This is a genomic window from Bacillus clarus (genome assembly GCF_000746925.1).
In the GTDB taxonomy this organism is placed as follows: Bacteria; Bacillota; Bacilli; order Bacillales; family Bacillaceae_G; genus Bacillus_A; species Bacillus_A clarus.
This window is the reverse complement of sequence record NZ_JMQC01000008.1, coordinates 2209510-2232044: the sequence shown is the minus strand read 5'-3', so window position 1 is coordinate 2232044 and position 22535 is coordinate 2209510. Positions and strand designations below refer to the sequence as shown.

Below are 22535 nucleotides of genomic sequence, written 5' to 3'. Positions count from 1 at the left end.
ATGAGGGCTAAAGGGGTTTTGATATGAGATCAAAATTAGTGAAGGTAATTCTGCTCATTACAATTGCATCGTTCTGTTTATTCGCATACGGTTTTGTTTCGGGTGTGAATGATGTATTAAATCCGAAAGCTTCAAAATTAATTACGAAAACAGATGTGAAGGCTGAAGAAAAGAAGAAAGCAGGAACGTTACAAGTAGTTAGTTTAGGTGATTCTTTAACGCGTGGCGTTGGTGATAAAGAAGGAATTGGTTATATTGGGCGCATGAAAGAAGACTTGCAAAAAGATTATAAACAAAAAGTTGCACTAACAAATTTAGCTGTTAGTGGTGCGAAAATGCCAGACTTATTAAAGCAAATAGAGAGCAGTGGAGCTCAATATTCCATTAAGAAAGCAGATATAGTTGTTTTAACGATTGGAGGAAACGACTTATTTCCAGGATGGGAATCACTTGGAAAGATAGATTTAGAGACGTACCGTCCAGATGCAGAAACATTTCAAAAGCAAGCGAAGAAGATTATAGAAGAAATTCGTAAGTTAAATGCAGATAGCCCTATCTTTTGGCTAGGTTTATACAATCCTTTTGAAGATGTAGAAGACTTAAAAGGTTCATCAAATATTGTCGTTGATTGGAATGCATCTTTAGAGAAGTTAGCAATAAATGATAAAAATGTATATATTACACCGACATTTGATTTATTCCAAAATCATGGTAAAGAGTTGCTATACTCAGATCATTTTCATCCGAATGAAGTAGGTTACTCATATATGGCAGAACGATTAGTTCAAAATGTTGTAAGTAAGTTAAAACTAGAAGAAGGAGGGATAAAATGACGATGATACTTTCAGTACGGGATGTAAAAAAGGTCATTGGAAAGAAGACGCTTGTAGAAAATATTTCGTTTGACGTAAAACAGGGAGAAGTGTTCGGCTTTTTAGGACCAAATGGAGCTGGAAAAACAACAACGATTCGCATGTTAGTCGGTCTTATTAAAGCGACGGAAGGAACAATTTCTGTTGGTGGTTATTCTATTAAAGAGAACTTCCGGGAAGCGATGCGCCAAATTGGAAGTATTGTCGAAAATCCAGAACTCTATACGTATTTAACGGGATGGGAAAACTTAAAGCAATTTGCACGTATGCTTGGTGATATATCGGACGAACGTATTATAGAAATTGCAAAGATGGTTCATTTAGATGAACGTATTCACGATAAAGTGAAAACGTATTCTCTTGGTATGAAGCAACGTCTCGGAATTGCTCAGGCTCTTCTTGGGAATCCGAAACTGCTAATATTGGATGAGCCGACAAATGGTTTAGATCCCGCTGGTATAAGAGAATTGAGAGAGTTTATACATAAGCTTGTGAAAGAAGAAAATATGAGCGTATTCATTTCAAGCCATTTGCTAAGTGAAGTGCAAATGATATGTGATCGCGTTGCTATTATTCATAAGGGAAGAATGATTACAGTTGCACCTATTGAAGAGTTAGTAAAAACGGCAAGTGATCGTGTGGAATGGATTGTTACACCGATTTCAAAAGCGAAAGGTATGTTGGAATTTGCAGAGGAAGTAAGGGAAATTAGTATAGATCATGAGCGTTTAGTATGCCGTATGGATCTTGCATCCATTAGTACATGGAATAAGCATTTTGTAGAGAACGGTATAGATGTGCACAGTGTGAAAGAAATTGTGTTTACGTTAGAAGATTTATTTATTGAACTCACGAGGGGTGAGCAGCATGCGTGAATTTGCAAATCTTGTTTTAAATGAGTCTGAGAAAATTTATCGGAAGAAACGTATTTTCGTCGTCATGCTTATTTTAGCCATTTTGATTCCGCTTTTTGTTTATGCGCAATATCGTGAAATACAAACTACGCAAAAAAGACTTGGTACGAGTGATTGGAAAGTGTCGCTTCAGCAACAAATTGTTGATTCGCAAAATCGTTTGAATAATTCTAGGTTGCCAGAAGAGTGGCGTGATTGGCTAAAAGTGAGGGTGGAACAGCAACAATATTATTTAGATCATGATATTAATCCGACTGCACCAGGAGCTCCAACATTTGTGAGGGCGTTTATTGAACAAGGAATAACTTTATTTATTCCATTGCTCGTTATGATTGTCGCAATTGATATCGTTTCAGGAGAACGAAGTGATGGTACGATGAAAATGCTTCTTACGAGGCCAATTCGGCGCTGGAAAATACTCCTTAGTAAATATGTGACGATGTTATTTTTCATTTCGCTTATATTGCTTCTTGTCGGTATGTTTGCCTACGTATTATCGGGGCTTGTATTTGGGTATTCGGGATGGAATTTACCTGTTTTAACAGGGTTCGTCATTGATAAGGAGACATTAAATACAAACTTTGTACATCTTATCCCGCAGTGGCAATACATTTTAATGGCGTACGGATTAGCTTGGTTTGTTGCCATCGTTGTTGGAACTATATCATTTATGGTTTCTGTTTTAATTCGAAACACACCAGCTGGTATGGGAGTTATGTTAGCTGCATTAATTGCTGGCGGTATTTTAAGTTCCTTTGCAACGTCTTGGGAAGGTGCAAAATATATTTTTAGTGTCAACTTATCGTTAACGGATTATTTATCAGGAAAACTGCCTGCGTTACAAGGGTTATCGATGGGATTTTCTTTAATGAATTTAACGGTTTGGGCAGTAGTTTCCCTTATCATTTCATTCGTAGTATTTACAAAGCAGGATATGGTGAATTAATTGGATAGGAAGTGAAGGCATGGAAAATGTTTTACAGAATGATTGGGGGCCATTACTGGCACCAGAGTTTGAAAAAGAATATTATCAAACCCTAGCTAATTTTTTGAAAGAAGAGTACAATGTGCATGTTGTTTATCCAAAGGTAGAAGATATTTTTAACGCTCTTCAGTATACAAGTTATGAAAATACAAAGGTCGTTATTTTAGGGCAAGACCCATATCATGGGCCAAATCAAGCACATGGCTTAAGCTTTTCTGTACAACCAGGTGTAAAAACGCCGCCATCATTGTTAAATATGTATAAAGAGCTGCGAGATGAATACGGTTATGAAATTCCGAATAACGGTTATTTAGTAAAGTGGGCAGAGCAAGGTGTACTCTTATTGAATGCGGTATTAACGGTTCGCCAAGGTGAGGCGAATTCTCATAAAGGAAAAGGATGGGAGCAGTTCACTGATCGCGTGATTGAGCTGTTAAATGAACGTGAAAAACCAGTTGTTTTCATATTGTGGGGACGCCATGCACAGGCGAAGAAAAAGTTAATTACGAATACGAATCACCATATTATTGAATCCGTACATCCAAGTCCATTATCAGCAAGACGTGGTTTCTTTGGAAGTAAGCCGTATTCTAAAGTAAATACGATTTTAGCTAATATGGGTGAGAGAGAAATTGATTGGGAAATTCCGAATTTGTAAATAAAAAGGTAGTTAACAGTCGTTAACTACCTTTTTATTATTGTTCATTTTTAAGTTTAGCATCTAGTACAAACGTACCAAATGGGATAACAGATGCAACAAATGCGCCAAGTGCCCATAAAATTGATTTACGGTGTACGATTGTTACTTGAATTACCGCGAAGATAAATAGTATAAATAGAACGCCGTGAGCCATACCTGTAATTTTAACAGCTGTTGCAAACCCCGCGAAATATTTTAACGGCATTGCTACAAATAATAGTAGTAGGAAAGAAATCCCCTCAACTAGTCCAATTGCTCTTAATCGTCCGATTGGTGTAGATAACATGAATTAGCCTCCTTTAACGTATGCTTGTATATAGTAAATTTGTATTCTTTTTCAAAATAAAATAGTCTATTTTGTTTCATTATATACAAAAAGAAAGTTTACACTACGAGAATAGTGCAAAGTTCAAAATATGGTCACAAAAGCATTGCAATTTAAATAAAAACCTATTTGAAGTGTTTGACTTCAAATAGGTTTTATGAATGGAAATATTAAACAAGCGCTTCGCTTTTTAGTACGAACTTTTCTACAACTTTTGCAACACCATCGTTCATGTTGGTATCTGTTACGTAGTTTGCAATTTCTTTAATATCATCTGGTGCATTGCCCATTGCAACGCCAAGTCCAGCGAACTCAATCATCGTTTGGTCGTTATAGCTATCGCCCATTGCGATAACTTCTTCACGCTTAATACCAAGTTTTTGAATAAGTTGATTTAAGCTCGTCCCTTTTGTAACACCATATTCAGTAAATTCTAAGAAGAATGGTTTTGAACGCATAACGCTTAATTGACCTTCTAGTTGTTTTTGTAGTTTCTTTTCCACTTCAACAAGGCGTTCAGCTTCTTTATTCATTAATACTTTCACAACAGGCTCTTTAACAGCAGCTTTGAAATTATCAACCTCAATAATTGGCATACCAGTAATTTCGCCTTCAATTTCAGTATAAGGATTATTTTCTTCTGTTATGATATCATCGCCAATATAAGTATGAATCCAAACGTCTTCATCTTTACTAATTTCAAATAGGTTGTGAACGATTTCAGGGGATAGCGTACTACTAAAGATTTCTTCATTTGTTTTACAGTTAATAATTTTTGCACCGTTAAAAGATAAGATAAAGCTTCCGTATTCTTCTAAACGAAGTTCTTTTGCGACATTGCGCATACCAAATGTTGGACGCCCAGAAGCAAGTACAACTTTTACACCTTGTTCTTGTGCTGTCATTAAAGCTTCCTTCGTACGAGGTGAAATTGTATGGTCATCACGCAATAAAGTATCATCTAAATCTAAAACAATCATTTTATAAGTCATATAGAAAGTTCCTTTCTTTGTTGAAATAGAAATAAATTTTAATGAAGATATTGGGGAATATAGTAAGACATCGAACCTCTCTCCATGAAGCTAGGAGAAGTTCTGCATTGTTAGTATAAATTATCATGAGCGTGTTGCCCATGATAATTTATCATAATCGTAACAACTCTAAAGGTAGAGTGCAATAATGGAAGTTTTCCAATTTACGATAGTTGTTTTTCGTTTGAACGAGAAAATAGTATTTCGAGCAAAATAGCCATAACAGATCCAAGAACGAGACCGTTACTTAAAAATGATGCTAAAAATGGTGGTAATGTAGAAAATGCTCCTGCAGGAACGAACATAACCCCAACTCCTGTAAAGATGGAAAGACCTGCTACTTTAAATAAACGTTCTTTATTTTGTACAGTATCATATTCCCGGAAAGCGAGACCAATCATGCTGGCGAATACAGGATAAATCGCAGCGTAGCCAACAGCGACAGGGATTGCTGCAAAGAATGAAGTGATCTTTGGGAATATACTAACGGCAATAATAAAGCTTGATCCTAATATAAATGGAAGGCGTTTATAAATATTAGTCGTTGCAATAAATCCTGCTGATCCAGAAATGGCAACAGGTCCAATAGCTGAAAATAGACCGCCTAGCAATTGATTTATTCCCGTTATAATGCCAGCTTGTTTAAAGCGATCTGGAGTTGCATCTGTTTCGTACTTAGAAACAACCTTTTGTACAACACGAATACTTGCTAACATATTTGTTAGAAGTAATAGTGTAACGAAAATGACTGTAATTGCCATGTTCCATTCAACGCGAGGCATTCCGAAAACAAATAGAGATGGAAGACGGATTATGTCTGTTACAGGTGTTACAGGATTAGATAATCCGAAGCATGCGAATAAAATCCAGCCGAATACAATGCTGAAAAGAACGGAGTATTGTCCAATAATAGGTAGCTTCATAATGAAAAAAGATAGTAAAATAACAACGAGTGAAAGAATAAATACGTTCGGTTGTACTTCTGTATGCTGTCCGTCAAGGCCGAACATACCTTTTAGAAAAGAGCCGCTAAGTTGTGCAACGAGAAGAAATAAATACGTTCCAATTACTGTCGGTGTAAAATAGCGGACAAGCTTATCAATAAGTCCAAAGATACTAAGGAGAATGCAAATGACACCGCTTAATAAGAAAGCATATTGAAGGACCTTGAGTGTTTCATTACTTGATCCAAATAATACGACACCTAAACTTGCATAAAGCGAGAAGATTCCCCACCAAAGACCTGCGGGGCCTTCTTGAATAGGTAGTTTATGTCCAAAGATAGCCTGTAAAAGCCCAGCAAATCCAAGAACAAATAATGTTCTCTGCACAAATGCAATAGCTTCGGTTCCACCAAGCCCGTAACTAGTTGCGACACTAATTGGTACGATGAGGCTTCCGGCTAAAATAAATAGTGCCCATTGCAAGGCGGAAAGTAATGTCTTCATTATATCAACCTCTTTCATAGATTCCGTTTCTAGTATATACGTATTTTATTTCTCCTGGCAAAGATTGTAGATAGAGAAAAGAGTTGAAACATAGTATGAATGCACGTAAGAAATTATGGATAGCTGTTATATGTATGACTTCTGTTGTAATTTTTGGAACCATTGGGTTTATGACAATTGAAGAAATTAGTTTGTTTCAAGCATTTTGGATGACGATGATTACAGTATTAACAGTTGGATATGGTGATGTAATCCCATTAACACAAGCAGGGAAAATTTTTGTACTTCTCATCATACCTGTCGGTGTAGGGATTGTTACATATTCAATTGGTGTAGTAGCAGCCATGATTATTGAAGGGAATTTATTTCATGCAGTGCGGAGGAAGAAGATGGATAAACAAATCATACAGTTAGAAGATCACATTATTGTTTGTGGTTGTGGTAGAGTAGGTCTTCAAGTTATATATGAATTACAGGAGAAGAACATACCATTTGTTGTTGTGGATAAAGATGAAAGGATATTGGAGCAGGAGAAACTTTTATATGTACATGGTGATGCAACGGAAGACCAAGTATTACATAAAGCTGGAATATCGAAAGCTAGAGGTTTAGTAGCAATTGTAGCGAATGATGCCGAAAATGTATTTATTACATTAACTGCAAGAGGGCTAAATAGTACGATTAAAATCGTAGCAAGGGCTGAAAAACCAGAAACAGAAGAAAAATTACGTCGTGCTGGTGCAAATAAAGTTATTAATCCATCGAGTATGGCGGGAATTCATATAGCGAAAGGTATTGCGAATCCATTAACTGTTCATTATATTGATACGGTACTGTATGGAACGAAGCAGTCATTTGTGATTGAGGAGATTCAAATTGGAAAAGGCTCTATCTTAGTCAGTAAATCGTTACTAAAGAGTAATGTGAGAAATCAATTTGATGTAACAATTTTAGCGATTTTAAGAGATGGGGATATTATCCATAATCCGACGGGGCAGGAAAAACTACAAGAACGTGATATGATAATAGTATTTGGTTCAGTGGAGAAACTGGAGCAATTTGAGAAAGAACTACAAAGTAAGAGGTGATAAGGAATGCAAGTATCTAGTGATAAGATTTTAAATAAAATGGCGGATGAAATTGCCAAGGCAAAAAGTAGTGAAGGACAACAATCAAAAGAGCACTTATTAGTTGTACGTGCTTTATGTGATTTATTATTGGATGAACAAGTTGAATCGCATACGTATAGAGAGGTTCAATCACAAGTAATTGGATCGCAGCCTATAACAACAGTTCAACCAGTTCAACCGGTTATGCCGGTTTCTGGAGAAAAAGTATATATAAAAGAAAATGATGCAAACGGTAATTCTTTATTTGATTTTTAAAAGTAAAATCGTTTGGCTTATATGTGAAAATTGCTTATGATAAAGGTAAAAAAGGGGAATTAAGATGAAAATTTTCTTTTTACTAGGTTGTATTGCAGCGGGATTATCGGTTGCATTAGGGGCTTTTGGAGCACATGGTTTAGAAAATAAAATTTCTGCAAAAATGTTAGAAGTGTGGAAAACGGGCGTTACATATCAAATGTTTCATGCAGGTGGCTTATTCGTAGTTGCTCTATTAATGGACAAAATGCAATCATCGCTTTTAAGCGCTGCAGGTTGGCTTATGGTAGCTGGGATTATTATGTTCTCAGGCAGTCTTTATGCATTAAGTACAACAGGTATTAAATTCTTTGGCCCAATTACACCTCTTGGTGGTGTAGCGTTTATTGTGGCGTGGATTTTAGTCGGAACTGCAGTTGTAAAAGGGTTATAAAAAACAAAAGCTGGCATTTGCCAGCCTTTTTTTATGGTCTTGGAGCATAAGTTGCTTGTTGACCAGGTAAATACGTAATTTCTCCTGGGAATTCTACATAATCTAAGTAAATCATTAGTAGTAAATAGCGCTTTCCAGATTTCGGTTCACTAATTACGATATGATCACGGCCAGCTGCCTCGATGATCCCTGTATAGGATTGTGTACCAAGCGAACTACCACGTTCATAAGTCATTACAACTGTAGCTGGCTTACCTTTGTTTAAACGAAGGATGTTTTCAATATACGATTGCTCTAGTGGTAACATCCCTTGAGAAACTGCAAGTTGAGCCTGAGCAGCTTGTTGTTGCATTGCTTGCTGTTGTTGCTGTTGTTGTGGCGTCATTTGTTGCGGTTGCACATAAGTTCCAGATGGTTGATAAAAACCTGTTCCGTAGTATGGGTTTTGTTGCTGTGCCATTCAAAAATCCCTCCTCATTTTCATTCCTTAATATACGCCTGGACAATCCTCACCAGATGGTTGGAAGAAGCAGTGCTTTTTAAAGCGTCCAGAGTTTTGTTGGTTATACCAAGTTGGTGGGCAAGGACCTTCAGGCCTAAAAAACCATAAGGCAAAATTGGCAGGCCAAAAACGTTGCCCTTGAATTGTTCGCCGGGCTAAGGCAATATCTTGTTCTCTTGCTCGTTGATAAAAATACCCTTTTTGGGTTGCCTCAAAACCACCAGGATTTTGGTAAACCATTTGACGTAAATTTCGGACCTTTTTAAAGTCTAAGCAATCTCCGCGGACACGATTTACGCCAACGTTTCCGACCATTAGCATACCTTGTTGTCCTTCTCCTTCAGCTTCAGCTCGCATAAGTCTAGCTAATAACTTAACATCTTCTTCTGTATAAGCAATAACGCCCATTATGTGTCACCTCTCTTTTTGGAATGCACTGTAGAAAGAGGTTTATTTCTAGATGAAGTGTGGAACAATTACTAGTTCATACGTATGAGAAAAAGGACTCAGATATGACAACCAAACGAAGTTTTACATTTAGAGGGGAAAATAAAAAAAGCTAGCGTGGGCTAGCTTTTTTTATCATTAAAATACTTTAGACCATAAGTTTGAGAAAAAATCACCAACGGAACGCGTTGTTAATACGAACCAATTTGCTTTTTCCACTTCTTCTGTCGTTTTTGCCACAACTTTCATGTTTTTACTGCCATCTAAGAAACCATATTTATCAGTTGATTCTAAAACAAATGAACCTACTTTTGTATCTTTTTTAATAGGTGCAACTAGCTGTCCATTCTCAGCAAGTGATTTATTCGCTGCAGTTGAAATTTTATAAGATGGTTTGCTACCCTTTTTTGTCATCACCGTTACTTCTTTTTCTGGTACGACCGTGACATGATCTTCTTTCCCTTGTACAACAGAGATTGTATTATTTTTATCTATTTTCAATTTCTGTTTTTCAAAATTATTAAAACCGTATTCAATTAACGCACGGGACTCCGTGAAGCGCTCATCCATTGATTTTGTTTTAATAATAACGGAAATAAGACGTACATCACCACGCTTCGCTGTAATCGTAAATCCATATCCGGCTGTATCAGAACTTCCAGTTTTTAAACCATCTGTCCCTTCGTAAGTAAAGGCAGCACCCGGTAACATCCAGTTCCAGTTTTCCATGCGGATTGGTTTTGGATGGTTATCTGGGAAGTTTCTAAATCTTTGTTTTGTATCCTCTAGCATTTCTGGATACTTTGTAATAATTGTTTTTGATAGAATACCCATATCTCGAGCTGACAAGGAGTTTTCTCCGTTTGGATCTGTTCCTTCAGGATGTTTCCCTTTTAAATCAGCGTTATTTAATCCAGTAGCGTTTACGAATTTATATTTCTTTAACCCTAATTTCTTTGCATGTTCATTTGCAAGGTTTAAGAAGTTTTTTTCACTTCCTGCAAGGAGTTCTGCTAAAGCAATACTAGATCCATTTGCAGAGAAGATAACAATAGAATGATATAGTTCTCTAACCGTATATTGTCGACCCTTTTCGAACGGAACGTTAGAGAATTCATTATTACGTGAAATTTCATAAGCATAATCAGAAATGTTAACTTTTGTATCCCAAGTAATCTTTCCCTCTTTAATTGCTTCTAAAACAGCATAAACAACAATCAATTTTGACATACTAGCGATAGCTAGTAATTCATCTGGGTTTTGTTCATGCAATATTTTTCCTGTATCTGCATCGAACAGAAGTGCAGCGGCTGCTTCTATATGTATTTTTTCTTCCGCATGGGATGTTGTTACTCCTAAGGAAGAAAATGACAATAGAAGCGTTAGTAAGATAGTTGAAATTTTCCTCATATACATTATCACCTTCGCATCGTTATTAGCATATAGCTCGTATCATTTTAGCATAAATTTAGATATAAAAAGGTTACAATTTTACAAGAAATTTGAAAAAACTTTGTCTAATACTGCTGAAAATGGATGAGAAAAGAAGGTTTTTAGAGGAAATGTATAAAATATGAAAGAAAGGAACGAATTTCGTTCCTTTTTTGTATTATACGTGTAAAAACTTTGCTACATTTTCGCTTGGTAAAATGTTTCCGACAAAGAATGTTCCGAATTCACCATAACGAGCACTTACTTCATCAAAGCGCATTTCATACACAAGCTTTTTGAATTGAAGGATGTCGTCAGCAAATAATGTTACACCCCATTCATAATCGTCAAAACCAACAGAACCTGTAATGACTTGGCGAACTTTACCTGCATATTGACGGCCAATTTTTCCGTGGCTATACATAAGTTTTTTGCGTTCTTCCATAGGAAGCATGTACCAGTTATCATCACCTTGTCGGCGCTTGTCCATTGGATAGAAGCAAATATGATTTGCTTTCGGTAATTCAGGATATAAGCGAGCTAAGACTTGTGGGTTTTGGTATGGATCTTCATCAGCTGGAAGGTAGTTACTTAGTTCAACAACAGATACGTAAGAGTATGCCGGAATCATATATTCAGCTAATGTCGTTTTATTCAATTCTGTTTCAATCTCATTTAATTCTTCCATTGTTGGGCGTAAAATCATAAGCATAATATCAGCTTTTTGACCAACAACTGTATACATTGCATGGCTGCCTTGTTTTGCAGCGGCTGTTTTGTTCCATTTTTCAATGACATTTAAAAATTCAAACATCGCTTGTCCGCGTTCATCACTGGATAATGTTTTCCATGCTGGCCAATCGATAGAACGTAGATCATGTAAACAATACCAGCCATCTAACGTTTTTGCTGCTTCACTCATTCTATTCACCTCAGTTAATGATATTTACACGTTAACTATAGCATATATAGTTTTAAAATTATCTATATAAAGCTTAGTCGCATAAAATTGTCACATTTACAGATGTTAAAGAAGTACGGGATATATGTTATGTAAATACAGTTTGATTTTCTAGCATATAAATTGTCGGTTCATAAAAAAGTGAAATTGTACTCATCTTCTTTTTATATTTTATTTTGCATAGCAAGCAGCGCCTTTTTCCTAAAAGGAAAGGGTTTATGGCGTTTTTTCGATTCGTATTTCTGTAGATGAAAAAGAAATTTGATAGAGCTGAATTTTATGAAAATATAATCATTTTTATTTTATCTATTTTTTGGGAGCTATAAGTTTAAAATATAGATGAAAAGAAGTATTCTTAAAGATAGAGTTTTTTAACATTTGTAGGAGGGTTTATTCGTGAGCAATTTATTTACAACAGTAAAAGAAAAAGTTCAAGGAAAAGGCATTTCTATCGTACTTCCTGAAGGAACTGATGAAAGAATTTTAGGCGCTGCAGAGCGTTTAGCAAAAGAAGAGTTAGTAAAACCAATCTTAGTTGGTAATAAAGAAGAAATTAGCGCAAAAGCTGCTAGCATGAACTTAACATTAGCAGGCGTTGATATTTATGATCCAGCTACATACGAAGAAATGGATGCAATGGTAGCATCTTTCGTTGAACGCCGTAAAGGTAAAGCAACAGAAGAAGATGCTCGCAAAATTCTTAAAGACGAAAACTACTTCGGTACAATGCTTGTATACATGGGCAAAGCACACGGTTTAGTAAGTGGTGCAGCTCACTCTACAGCTGATACAGTTCGTCCAGCACTTCAAATCATTAAAACAAAACCAGGTGTTACAAAAACTTCTGGCGTATTCATTATGGTACGTGAAGAAGAGAAATATGTATTCGCTGACTGCGCAATTAACATTGCACCAAACAGCCAAGATTTAGCTGAAATTGGTATCGAAAGTGCGAAAACTGCTGAACTATTCGGCATTGACCCACGCGTTGCTATGTTAAGCTTCTCTACAAAAGGTTCTGCGAAATCACCAGAAACAGAAAAAGTTGTAGAAGCAACTCGCATTGCAAAAGAAATGGCTCCTGAATTAATTTTAGATGGAGAATTCCAATTTGATGCTGCATTCGTACCATCTGTAGCTGAGAAAAAAGCTCCAGGTTCTACAATTAAAGGTGATGCTAACGTATTCGTATTCCCAAGCTTAGAAGCTGGTAATATCGGCTACAAAATTGCACAACGCTTAGGTAACTTTGAAGCAGTAGGACCAATCTTACAAGGTTTAAATATGCCTGTAAACGATCTATCTCGTGGATGTAACGAAGAAGAAGTGTACAAGCTAGCTTTAATTACAGCAGCTCAAGCACTTTAATTCTATAACGAATTGATATAAAAAATGACCACCCTCATTTCATGTATAACGGAATGGGGGTGGTTATTTTTTGCTTTCTATTTTTCTAAGCCAAGTGCCTTATTATTACGATCGATAATGCGTTGTAAATTCGTTTCATATAAAGGAATTTCATCTACTGTTAGTTGCGACGGTGTTAATTTCGGCGCAAAGTGTTGTAGTGTTTTTAAAAGGCGCATCATTAAATCTTGTACAGTAATTGTTTCACCGAGTAATTCAGACAATGAAGCCATTGTACTTGGAACAATTTCAGGATACGTAAACCTTGTTTCTTCTCCTTGAATTGCTAAGTTGTAAAAATCACGAACGAGTGTGGCGCGCTCAGAGCCACTTCCTGTCGCACATAAGTAAATTTGTACAGCAACACCTCCGCGAATACGACGCTGAGAAATACCAGCAAATTTTTGATTACGAATGCTCAAGTCGTAGCTGCCAGGACAATAAGAACCAACAATCTCTTTTGCCTCGATAGTAACATCGTAATCTTTTAACATCTCCTTAATTAAATGCCACATTGTATCGTATCCAAGGTCGATATCAATACCTTTTTCTGTTTCTTGGAATAGAAGTGATACGTTTAAAACTCCTTCATCAAGTACGACTGCAAGACCTCCTGAATTACGGACAATGACATGGAAGTCTTTGCTTTTTAGAAAAGAAACCCCTTCATCTAAATGAGGAAGACGGGAGTCTTGAATACCGAGAACAATTGTATTGTGATGAACCCAAGAACGCATTGTTGCAGCGGATTGACCATTTCCAATAGCTGTGCATAATGTGTCATCCATCGCGAATGACTGCAGCGCGTGAAATGTTGGTCCTAAACTAGATTGATCAACGATACGCCACTCTGGTTGAGATAAAATCGAACGGGAATTGCTCATATAACTAACCCCTTATCTATAAAATGACAATCTTTATTATAACAAAAAAGAAGAAAGAAGGTTTTGGAAAAGAATCTTACTAAATTGTAATATTTCTGTAAGGAAAGTAAATTGGTAAAGCCATTTGTGGTAGTTAAACTAAGAGATGTAAGTATCGTTTTAGGAGGAATAGAAATGAATAAGATTAAATTAGGATTTGTAGCAGTTATGTCAGCCGCTGTATTTAGCGGTTGTTCTATTGTGGATATGATTTCACCGCAGGCAAAAGGGATAGTTATGTACGGTGATGATATAGGTGTTCAAAAAACAATGGATCAATATAAAGATAAAATCGAATCTCAACATAAATTTGAATCGAAATTTGCTACAGCTAATGACCAAAAGGCATTAATTATGAATAAAACAACGGCAGAAAAGATGATAAAAGAAAAGGTATTGAGAAAGGTAGATAAAGATAATGTAGAGCCAATTACAACATTGCCGGCTATTTCTGAAGAAGCAGGAATTGTATTTGCAAAGAATGAGCAAAGTGATGTAGTAATGGATGGGAAGAAAATGAAATATGAAGGTAACGTGGTGATTGGTGACGCTCGTAAATATGCAGATATATATGTAGTTGTTAGTGATTCAGTGTATCAAAAAATAAACGATCCAGTAAAAACAATCGGTGTCGTAGCGTTTAAAGAAAATCCGAAGAAAGAAATTTTCCCGGATATAAAGAAGGATTCTAAAGTAGAAGAGGCACATATGATTGAAGTGAAATAAAAAGGATGCATATAATGCATCCTTTTTATTCTGCAATCTTTTCTAAATTACCGTTTCGATCCATTCTAAAAGACGTTTGTGCGCGCTCTTCGTCATCCATTACCGCCAATTTGCGAGCACGGTTCATAATATTCATGAGTGTTTCGTAATCTTCTTGTACAGTATTAGATTGTTTTTCTAATTTCTCTAGTTTCTTTTCTAATTCTTCATTACGTAGCATTTGTGTTTTAATTTCGTGTTTCAATCTCGTATTCTCATTTTCAAGAGCTGTTACTTTAACATTTGAAGTTCCGACTGTTTGTAAAAAGTAAATAACATCTTGCATTGTTATAGAGCTCTTTGAAATAGAAACAGTGGGCTCTTGATATTGGACAGCTTCTGTATATTGAACATTTGTTTCATGAGCCATTGGTTCTTCATAGTTAATTACCATTTCTGAAGCTGGGGGTGTATACAGTAGGCGTTTTTTAGCTTGATCGCCACTTGCTGCGCGCATTTTATCCTTACGGTGTTTTTTTGCTAGTTGAAGAGCTTGCTCATAGCTATAACGAACAACAGCATTCCAGCGGAAACCACAAGCAGCTGATGTACGATTTAATTGATCTCCAACCTCTTCAAAAGCATTTAATTGTGTACTTCCTTCCCGAACATGGCGGAGTACAGTTTCAGCAAGCAATAAATCATCTTCATCTGTCCAAGCATCTTGTCTTACTTTCATAGATTCAACTCCCTTTCTTTTTATGAACTTCCTATTTTTATAATGGGCAAAAAAAAGAGCTTTTATACAAAGCTTTTAAAAATATGGTAGATTTCGATGAAGGTAAGAAATTTTCTCCGAATGACGAAAGCTTGTGAAGGGAAAAATGAAGATAATATGTAGTGTTATATAGGGATAGAGCTATGTGGAGAGACTTGCAACGAGACTCAAAGAGCGGTAAAATACCATTTAGTGTTTATTGTTAAATGTACTTGTGAAAAGTTTAAAATAGAGGAAGTGTTATATATAATGGGAAACGAATTTCGTGTGTGTGATGATTGTCAGGCAACGAACGTTAAGACGCTAATTCAAAAGCTTAAAAAGGTAGATTCATGTGCAGCAATTGAAGTTGGATGTCAATCTTATTGCGGACCGGGTCGTAAAAAGTCATTCGCTTTTGTAAATAATCGTCCAGTGGCTGCTCCAACTGAAGATGAGCTAATTAAAAAAATTGAAGCAAAACTAAATAAGTAAGAAAAAGAAGAGTGAATACTTTACTCTTCTTTTTTGTGTTGATATAAAGGAATTATTTCGAAATAATTCCTTTATATCATACAAGAGCAGTCCACAAAGAGAATGGTTTTATACCAATTACATTAGTTTTATATTGCAAAATAATGGTTGACAGTCTTTTGTGACGATAGGTAGAATAGAGGAGATAATGATGAGAATCATTATCAAAAAAGAAATCATTAACCTAATTTTTTTTTGTTTTTAGTTGAGAATAAATTTCATTTTATTAAATATATGTTGTTGGTTAGGATGGTTGAGGGATGGAAGCAAGCGCGAGGAGCATAGAACAGCAAGAAGTGAATGTTAAAGAGATTAAGAGTAGGCCAATCATTGCTTCTATTATTTTAATAGCGGGCACAATTTTGTTAGCTTTAAGCATGGCAGTTTCTATTTCATTTGGTGCAGCAGATATTAGTTTGAAGACTGTATGGCAAGCTGTATTCCAGTTTGACGGGTCTATAACGCACCATAATGTAATTCAAGAACTTCGTATGCCTAGAGCAATTGGGGGCGTAGTTGCGGGTGCCTTTTTAGCGGTATCGGGTGCAATTATGCAAGGTATGACACGAAATCCACTTGCATCACCATCGTTAATGGGGATTACAGATGGGGCTGTATTTGGAATTGCAATTATGTATGCATTTTTCCCTAATTCACCTTATTTAATGTTTGTTATCGCTTCTTTTATTGGAGCTGCATTTGGAGCAAGCATTGTATATGGTATTGGGTCTTCATCACCAGGTGGATTAACGCCTGTAAAATTAGCACTAGCTGGAGCGGCAATTAGCGCATTATTAGGGGCTATTTCGTCTGGGATTGCATTGTATTTCAACCTTGCCCAAGAGGTGAGTATGTGGAATGCAGGCGGTGTTGCTGGTGTGAAATGGCAAAGTATTAACATGCTAGTGCCAATTGGACTCGTTTGTCTTGTTATAGCAATTATGATGTCGAGATACATTACAATTTTAAGTTTTGGTGAAGAAATTGCGATTGGACTTGGTCAAAATACAATATTAATTAAATTTATTGGAACAGTACTTGTTCTTGTATTAACAGGTTCTGCAGTATCTATGGCAGGATCAGTTGGATTTGTTGGCCTTGTAATTCCACATATGACGCGTTTTCTTGTAGGATCAGACTATAGATGGGTTATCCCATGCTCCGCTGTCTTAGGTGGATTGTTAATAGAATGTGCAGATATGCTATCTCGCATTATTAACCCACCATTTGAAACGCCAATCGGAGCAATTACAGCACTTATTGGTGTTCCATTCTTCCTCTACTTAGCACGTAATGAAGGGAGAGGGAAAATGTGAGGACAAGTGTCTTAACAAAAAAGAACATTACGATCTTAACGATTTTAGTTGGATTAATTTTTTCCGTATTTCTTATTAGTTTAAATACAGGAACATTTAAAATACCGCCAATGGATGTATTGAAGTCATTGGTTGGGCTAGGTGCAGAAGATCAATCAGTCATTTTATTTGAATTTCGTATGCCACGTATGATTATTGCTATACTAGTTGGTTCAGCATTAGCAATGTCAGGTGCAATTATGCAAGGGTTATCACGAAATCCACTTGCTGACCCAGGGATTATCGGTATTAACGCTGGGGCGGGTTTGACAGTTGTTGTATTCGTTTACTTCTTCTTCGGAAAGGTCGGAACTGGTACGCTTTTATCCGTATTCATTCTTCCATTTTTCGCATTAGTTGGTGCAATATTAGCAGCGGTTATTATTTACGCACTAGCATGGAAAGACGGTGTTTCATCAACTCGTTTAATACTTGTTGGTATTGCAGTAGCAGCAGGGTTTGGTGCTGTTAGTTTAATCTTTTCAATGAAAATGACATCTAATGATTTCCGTTTTGCGACAATTTGGTTAGCAGGGAGTTTATGGGGGACGGATTGGAAGTTTGTATTAAGTGTACTCCCATGGATGATTATTTTTTTACCAATTGCTATTAGTAAAGCACACGTATTAAATGTAATGAATTTAGGCGATTCTGCAGCAGTTGGGCTTGGTGTAAATGTAGAAAGAGAAAGACGTAAATTATTATTTATTGCAGTTTGTTTAGCTGGTGCATCTGTTGCAGTTGCTGGTGGAATTGGCTTTATCGGCTTAATGGCTCCTCATTTAGCGAGACGTCTTGTTGGCGGAAAGCATCAAATTATGTTGCCTACGGCGGCATTAATTGGGACATTCCTACTTTTACTTGCAGATGTAATTTCAAGGAGTGTATTATCAACTTCAGAAATACCGGTCGGTCTTGTTATTTCTGTAATTGGTGCACCATATTTCATTTATTTACTTATGAGGACAAAATAAAGGGAGGCTTTTTGTATGGCAACTTTAGCGGTTGATTCGGTATCTGTTGGCTACAATGAAGGATTAATTATAGATGGATTATCAGTTGAAATCCCAGAAGGGAAAATTACAACAATTATTGGGCCAAATGGTTGTGGGAAATCCACGTTATTAAAAACGGCTTCTCGTATTTTAAAAGCAAAACGAGGTACTGTTTATCTGGATGGAAAAGCAATTGAGAAGCAGCCAACGAAAGAAATCGCAAAGAAAATGGCGATTTTACCACAAACTGCAGAAGTGCCAACAGGCCTTACTGTGTTTGAACTTGTTTCATATGGACGTTTCCCTCATCAAAAGGGATTTGGGACATTGAAAGAAGAAGATTATCGCTACATTCATTGGGCACTTGAAGTGACGGGAATGACAGAATTCGCAAATCGTCCAGCAGAAGCTTTGTCAGGTGGTCAACGTCAACGTGTATGGATTGCGATGGCTCTTGCACAAGGAACAGATTTACTTGTATTAGACGAGCCGACGACATACTTAGATATGGCTCATCAACTTGAAGTATTAAATTTATTGAAGAAGTTGAATCAAGAAGAAGGCAGAACGATTGTTATGGTTATTCATGATTTAAATCACGCTTCTCGTTTCTCAGATCATATGATTGCACTAAAGGCTGGTAAGTTAATGAAACAAGGAACACCAGATGAAGTTATGACGAGTGAAACACTTCGTGATGTATTTGAGATTGAAGCTCAAATTGTTCCATGTCCAGTAAACTGCAAACCAATTTGTTTAACGTATGATTTAGTGATGATCAATAATCAATTACGAAAAAAAGCATAAACAGAATAGGCCCCTCTTATTTTGCTAAGAGGGGGCATTCTAATGGCTGTTGAACTTCTTATTTACCAATAGGAAGCTGAACACCCGTTAGAACGGGTGATGAACAACGATTAATAAATATATATTAATTAATTGTTGTTTTCTGTTTCTTATAGTTAATAGCGACTTATAAGAGAAATACATCTAGAAGGAGTGGGAATATGAAGAAATTCAAAGCGACACTATTAGCAATGGTACTAGTTGTTATTTCTGTACTATTTGCAGCTTGTTCTTCTAACAAAGAGGAAGAAAAGAAAGCAGATGCGAAGACTGAAGAGCGCACTGTACAACATGCAAAAGGGGAAATTAAAATCCCTGCAAATCCAAAGAAAATCGCTGATCTTAGTGGTTCAACAGAAGAATTATTAATCTTCGGTATGAAACCAATTATTACTGCTAATACATCTCAAGAAAAAATTGATGCACATATTGAAAAGAAATTAAAAGGTGTAACACCAGTCGGCTCAGCTTGGGGCGATAAAATTAATATTGAAGCAGTAGCGGCTGCAAAACCTGATTTAATTCTTGTAAACAATCGTCAAGAAAAAATTTACGATCAATTATCTAAAATTGCACCAACGGTTATGTTAAAAACTCCATTAGATCAATGGCGTCCAAAATTCGAGGAATTAGGAAAAATCTTCGATAAAGAAAAAGAAACAAAAGAATGGTTTGCAAAATACGATGAAAAAGCAAGTAAATTACATGATAAAATTATCGCAAAAACTGGTGATGCGACGTTCATGAAAATGGCTGCGTATCCAAATGCATTCCGCGTATACGGTGACTATGGTTATGGTAGTGTAATCTTTAATGATTTGAAATTACCAGCAGTTAAAGGTACACCAACTGACAAACCGTTAGTACAAGTACAAAAAGAAGCTTTAATCGACTACAATCCAGATTATTTATTCGTATTTACAACTGGTGATGGTTCTCAGCGCTTAAAAGAATTCCAAGAAGAAACAATTTGGAAAAACATGAACGCTGTTAAGAATAACCACGTATTTACAATCAAGAACGAAGACTTAAACAAAGGATACTTCCCGCTTGGTAAAGAAATGATTTTAGATGAAGTTGCTGAGTTCGTTTTAGGAAAATAATATATAAAGAAAAATCACTTTTGCTTCGGTAAAGGTGATTTTTCTTTATATAAGCGAATTAATATAGTCTTTCATTTCTTTCTGTTTCCTATTTCGTTTATAATATAAGGTAGGAATGTAGTAAAGAAAGGGGGATGTCGATGGTATATTTAAACGACAAACTCAGCGAAACAAAAGTGTTTAAAGACCCAGTACATAAATATGTACACGTACGTGATCGCGTAATTTGGGATTTAATCGGAACGAAAGAATTTCAACGTTTGCGCCGTATTAAGCAGCTTGGAACGACATTTTTTACATTTCACGGTGCAGAGCATAGTCGCTTTACTCATTCGTTAGGTGTATACGAGATTATTCGTCGTATGATTGATGATGTGTTTGATGGCAGACCGAATTGGAACGCAGAAGATAGATTGTTATGTTTATGTGCAGCACTCTTGCATGATGTAGGGCATGGTCCGTTCTCTCATTCATTTGAAAAAGTTTTCTCACTAGACCATGAGAAATTTACGCAAAAGATTATAGTTGGTGATACGGAAATTAATGATGTGTTAAGCCGCGTTGACAAGGAGTTCCCACAAAAGGTAGCAGATGTTATCGCTAAGACGTCTACTAATAAATTAGCAATTAGTATGATATCAAGCCAAATTGATGCAGATCGTATGGATTATTTATTAAGAGATGCATATTTTACTGGTGTGAAATATGGGAACTTTGATATGGAACGTATACTGCGTGTTATGCGCCCATATGGAAATCAAGTTGTAATAAAAAATAGTGGTATGCATGCTGTTGAGCATTATATTATGAGTCGTTATCAAATGTACTGGCAAGTGTATTTCCATCCAGTAACACGCAGTGCGGAAGTCATTTTAACAAAGATTTTACACCGCGCCAAATCATTGCATGAGAAGTATTATACGTTTAAATATCATCCTGTTCATTTCTATTCTTTATTTGAAGAAGAAGTGACAGTAGAGGATTATTTAAAGTTAGACGAGAACGTAATGTATTATTACTTCCAAGTATGGCAAGAAGAAGAAGATCCGATTTTAAGTGATTTATGTCGCCGATTTATGAATCGAAACCTCTTTAAATATGTAGAGTTTACAGAGAAGCATGGTTTAGATAATTGGATGGAATTAAGTAGTTTATTTAAAAAGATTGGACTTGATCCAGAGTATTATTTAGTTGTTGATTCAACATCAGATTTACCATATGATTTTTACCGTGCAGGAGAAGAAGAAGAGCGTCTTCCAATCTTACTTCTTATGCCGAATGGGGAGCTCAGGGAGCTTTCACGTGAATCAGATATCGTTGAGGCAATTACAGGGAAGAAAAGAACGGATCAAAAGCTATTTTATCCGCATGATTTAATCTATGAAGATGGAAGAAAAGGAAAATATAAAGAGAGAATTATTCAATTATTAGAAGGTAAAAAATAAGAAGCAGTCATTAGACTGCTTCTTACTAAAAAAATTTGAAATTATTTGTCGCTTAAGCGTTTTCCGCCAACTGCATAATGATTTTTAGACATTTCTTCGATGAAAACAACAATGTTTTCTTCAGGAGCACCAGTTGTTTCGCTTACTGCTGCAGTTACTTTCTCAGCAAGAGCTTTCTTTTGTTCTTCTGTGCGTCCTTCTAACATTTTCACTGTTACGTATGGCATGTATAATCGCTCCTTTTATGTAAGTTACAATCTTATTATAACGGATTATGAGGAAGAACAATCGGAAAAACAAATATTTTCTTTTTTTGACATAATGAAGAGGAGATGAAGTATGGATCAGTTATTTAGATATCCGTTGCATCAAATTCCACTGGTAGCAATGGCGATTATTATTGCGCTATCTGTGCATGAATTTGCCCATGCATATGTTGCATATAAATTTGGTGACGATACAGCAAAAAGACAAGGGCGTTTAACGTTATCACCAATGGCTCATTTAGATCCTATTGGGATGATTGCTGTATTAATTCTTGGGTTCGGTTGGGCAAGACCAGTACCTGTTAACCCATATAACTTTAAAAAGCCTCGCCTTGCGGGAATATTGGTTTCTATTGCAGGACCGATTAGTAATTTAATTTTAAGTGCAATCGGTTTAATTATTTGGTACAGCTTATTAACGTTTGGCGTATTAGATGCGATTCCATTTGCAGTAGCAGATACATTAGGTCAATTTTTCCAAATTTTTATTATGCTTAATATTGTTTTACTTGTATTTAACTTATTACCGATTCCACCACTTGATGGATATCGTGTAATTGAAGATTTAGCACCAGCAAATGTACGCGCAAAAATGACACAGTATGAAAAGTATGGAGCAATTGCTTTATTAATTCTTGTTATTACGCCGCTTAGCAATTACACAATTCAGCCTATTTTTAATGTTGTCATTCCGCATGTATTAGTATTTTTACAAAGTATCATTGCGCCTATTTTCGGGCTTATATAAGCATTTGAGTGAGGAGG

At 36.1% G+C, this 22535-nt stretch carries 26 protein-coding genes; 16 read left to right on the top strand and 10 right to left on the bottom strand.

The annotated features are described in order from the left end of the window. The first annotated feature begins 23 nt into the window (after positions 1 to 23). The 4 genes from DJ93_RS12385 to DJ93_RS12370 are packed head-to-tail and all read left to right on the top strand — an operon-like array spanning position 24 to position 3429. Positions 24 to 833: an SGNH/GDSL hydrolase family protein gene (locus DJ93_RS12385; RefSeq protein WP_042981141.1), complete on the top strand. Its 810-nt coding sequence runs from the start codon at positions 24 to 26 to the stop codon at positions 831 to 833. Beyond that, a complete protein-coding gene (locus DJ93_RS12380; RefSeq protein WP_042981140.1) occupies positions 830 to 1747 on the top strand; it encodes an ABC transporter ATP-binding protein in 918 nt (305 codons plus the stop codon). Before DJ93_RS12385 ends, DJ93_RS12380 begins: the two co-directional genes overlap by 4 nt. After that, the gene (locus DJ93_RS12375; RefSeq protein ID WP_042981138.1) at positions 1740 to 2732 is read left to right on the top strand and encodes an ABC transporter permease; all 993 of its coding nucleotides are present in this window, start codon (positions 1740 to 1742) and stop codon (positions 2730 to 2732) included. Before DJ93_RS12380 ends, DJ93_RS12375 begins: the two co-directional genes overlap by 8 nt. Positions 2733 to 2751: 19 nt before the next feature. Continuing rightward, positions 2752 to 3429 carry a uracil-DNA glycosylase gene (locus DJ93_RS12370; protein WP_042981137.1) on the top strand — a complete coding sequence of 226 codons (678 nt, stop codon included), beginning with the start codon at positions 2752 to 2754 and terminating at the stop codon, positions 3427 to 3429. A 37-nt stretch (positions 3430 to 3466) separates the two neighbouring features. Here the strand turns inward: DJ93_RS12370 and DJ93_RS12365 are convergent, their stop codons facing one another. The 3 genes from DJ93_RS12365 to DJ93_RS12355 all read right to left on the bottom strand — a co-directional run bounded on the left by DJ93_RS12365 (position 3467) and on the right by DJ93_RS12355 (position 6275). Further along, entirely contained in the window at positions 3467 to 3757 is a 291-nt protein-coding gene (locus DJ93_RS12365) for a DUF3817 domain-containing protein (RefSeq protein ID WP_042981136.1), read from the bottom strand. Between the two features lie 209 nt (positions 3758 to 3966). After that, entirely contained in the window at positions 3967 to 4788 is an 822-nt protein-coding gene (locus DJ93_RS12360; protein ID WP_042981135.1) for a Cof-type HAD-IIB family hydrolase, read from the bottom strand. A gap of 203 nt (positions 4789 to 4991) precedes the next feature. Continuing rightward, positions 4992 to 6275 (bottom strand): purine/pyrimidine permease, encoded by a 1284-nt coding sequence (locus DJ93_RS12355; RefSeq protein ID WP_042981134.1) that lies wholly within the window; start codon positions 6273 to 6275, stop codon positions 4992 to 4994. Between the two features lie 95 nt (positions 6276 to 6370). Here DJ93_RS12355 and DJ93_RS12350 point away from each other — a divergent pair, with 95 nt between their 5' ends. From DJ93_RS12350 to DJ93_RS12340, 3 genes are all read left to right on the top strand, one after another. Beyond that, positions 6371 to 7363, top strand: coding sequence for a potassium channel family protein (locus tag DJ93_RS12350; protein WP_042981133.1), 993 nt, complete (start codon positions 6371 to 6373; stop codon positions 7361 to 7363). A 6-nt stretch (positions 7364 to 7369) separates the two neighbouring features. Beyond that, complete coding sequence (locus DJ93_RS12345; protein WP_042981132.1) at positions 7370 to 7660, top strand: YwdI family protein; 291 nt, start codon at positions 7370 to 7372, stop codon at positions 7658 to 7660. 64 nt (positions 7661 to 7724) lie between these two features. Further along, positions 7725 to 8093 carry a DUF423 domain-containing protein gene (locus DJ93_RS12340; RefSeq protein ID WP_000688314.1) on the top strand — a complete coding sequence of 123 codons (369 nt, stop codon included), beginning with the start codon at positions 7725 to 7727 and terminating at the stop codon, positions 8091 to 8093. A gap of 31 nt (positions 8094 to 8124) precedes the next feature. Here DJ93_RS12340 and gerQ read toward each other — a convergent pair whose 3' ends face one another. From gerQ to hemQ, 4 genes are all read right to left on the bottom strand, one after another. Beyond that, on the bottom strand, positions 8125 to 8553 hold the full coding sequence (gene gerQ, locus DJ93_RS12335; protein ID WP_042981130.1) for a spore coat protein GerQ: 429 nt from the start codon (positions 8551 to 8553) through the stop codon (positions 8125 to 8127). 27 nt (positions 8554 to 8580) lie between these two features. Beyond that, the gene (gene cwlJ, locus DJ93_RS12330; protein WP_042981128.1) at positions 8581 to 9003 is read right to left on the bottom strand and encodes a cell wall hydrolase CwlJ; all 423 of its coding nucleotides are present in this window, start codon (positions 9001 to 9003) and stop codon (positions 8581 to 8583) included. Between the two features lie 177 nt (positions 9004 to 9180). Continuing rightward, positions 9181 to 10458, bottom strand: coding sequence for a serine hydrolase (locus DJ93_RS12325; protein WP_117287859.1), 1278 nt, complete (start codon positions 10456 to 10458; stop codon positions 9181 to 9183). Between the two features lie 193 nt (positions 10459 to 10651). Further along, on the bottom strand, positions 10652 to 11395 hold the full coding sequence (gene hemQ, locus DJ93_RS12320; RefSeq protein ID WP_042981125.1) for a hydrogen peroxide-dependent heme synthase: 744 nt from the start codon (positions 11393 to 11395) through the stop codon (positions 10652 to 10654). Between the two features lie 435 nt (positions 11396 to 11830). Here hemQ and pta point away from each other — a divergent pair, with 435 nt between their 5' ends. Further along, positions 11831 to 12802 (top strand): phosphate acetyltransferase, encoded by a 972-nt coding sequence (pta, locus tag DJ93_RS12315; RefSeq protein ID WP_042981124.1) that lies wholly within the window; start codon positions 11831 to 11833, stop codon positions 12800 to 12802. Positions 12803 to 12879: 77 nt separating this feature from the next. On the opposite strand, the gene lipL is transcribed toward pta, so the two are convergent. Then, complete coding sequence (gene lipL, locus DJ93_RS12310) at positions 12880 to 13725, bottom strand: octanoyl-[GcvH]:protein N-octanoyltransferase (RefSeq protein ID WP_042981122.1); 846 nt, start codon at positions 13723 to 13725, stop codon at positions 12880 to 12882. A 174-nt stretch (positions 13726 to 13899) separates the two neighbouring features. Here lipL and DJ93_RS12305 point away from each other — a divergent pair, with 174 nt between their 5' ends. Next, entirely contained in the window at positions 13900 to 14490 is a 591-nt protein-coding gene (locus DJ93_RS12305) for a lipoprotein BA_5634 family protein (protein WP_042981120.1), read from the top strand. Positions 14491 to 14515: 25 nt separating this feature from the next. Here DJ93_RS12305 and DJ93_RS12300 read toward each other — a convergent pair whose 3' ends face one another. Next, complete coding sequence (locus DJ93_RS12300) at positions 14516 to 15208, bottom strand: RsfA family transcriptional regulator (RefSeq protein ID WP_042981119.1); 693 nt, start codon at positions 15206 to 15208, stop codon at positions 14516 to 14518. A 288-nt stretch (positions 15209 to 15496) separates the two neighbouring features. On the opposite strand from DJ93_RS12300, the gene DJ93_RS12295 reads away from it, so the two are divergent. The 6 genes from DJ93_RS12295 (at position 15497) to DJ93_RS12270 (ending at position 21504) form a co-directional block, all read left to right on the top strand. After that, on the top strand, positions 15497 to 15721 hold the full coding sequence (locus tag DJ93_RS12295; RefSeq protein WP_042981118.1) for a YuzB family protein: 225 nt from the start codon (positions 15497 to 15499) through the stop codon (positions 15719 to 15721). 299 nt (positions 15722 to 16020) lie between these two features. Further along, on the top strand, positions 16021 to 17076 hold the full coding sequence (locus DJ93_RS12290; protein ID WP_042981117.1) for a FecCD family ABC transporter permease: 1056 nt from the start codon (positions 16021 to 16023) through the stop codon (positions 17074 to 17076). Then, entirely contained in the window at positions 17073 to 18089 is a 1017-nt protein-coding gene (locus tag DJ93_RS12285) for a FecCD family ABC transporter permease (protein ID WP_042981116.1), read from the top strand. The genes DJ93_RS12290 and DJ93_RS12285 overlap by 4 nt, the downstream gene beginning before the upstream one ends. Positions 18090 to 18104: 15 nt before the next feature. Next, complete coding sequence (locus tag DJ93_RS12280) at positions 18105 to 18917, top strand: ABC transporter ATP-binding protein (protein ID WP_042981115.1); 813 nt, start codon at positions 18105 to 18107, stop codon at positions 18915 to 18917. Positions 18918 to 19117: 200 nt separating this feature from the next. Continuing rightward, entirely contained in the window at positions 19118 to 20059 is a 942-nt protein-coding gene (locus DJ93_RS12275; RefSeq protein WP_042981114.1) for an ABC transporter substrate-binding protein, read from the top strand. 140 nt (positions 20060 to 20199) lie between these two features. After that, positions 20200 to 21504: an HD domain-containing protein gene (locus DJ93_RS12270; protein WP_042981112.1), complete on the top strand. Its 1305-nt coding sequence runs from the start codon at positions 20200 to 20202 to the stop codon at positions 21502 to 21504. 41 nt (positions 21505 to 21545) lie between these two features. Here the strand turns inward: DJ93_RS12270 and DJ93_RS12265 are convergent, their stop codons facing one another. Beyond that, positions 21546 to 21731, bottom strand: coding sequence for a 2-hydroxymuconate tautomerase (locus DJ93_RS12265; protein ID WP_001147171.1), 186 nt, complete (start codon positions 21729 to 21731; stop codon positions 21546 to 21548). Positions 21732 to 21843: 112 nt separating this feature from the next. Here DJ93_RS12265 and DJ93_RS12260 point away from each other — a divergent pair, with 112 nt between their 5' ends. Further along, a complete protein-coding gene (locus tag DJ93_RS12260; protein WP_042981111.1) occupies positions 21844 to 22518 on the top strand; it encodes a site-2 protease family protein in 675 nt (224 codons plus the stop codon). The last annotated feature ends 17 nt before the right edge of the window (positions 22519 to 22535 follow it).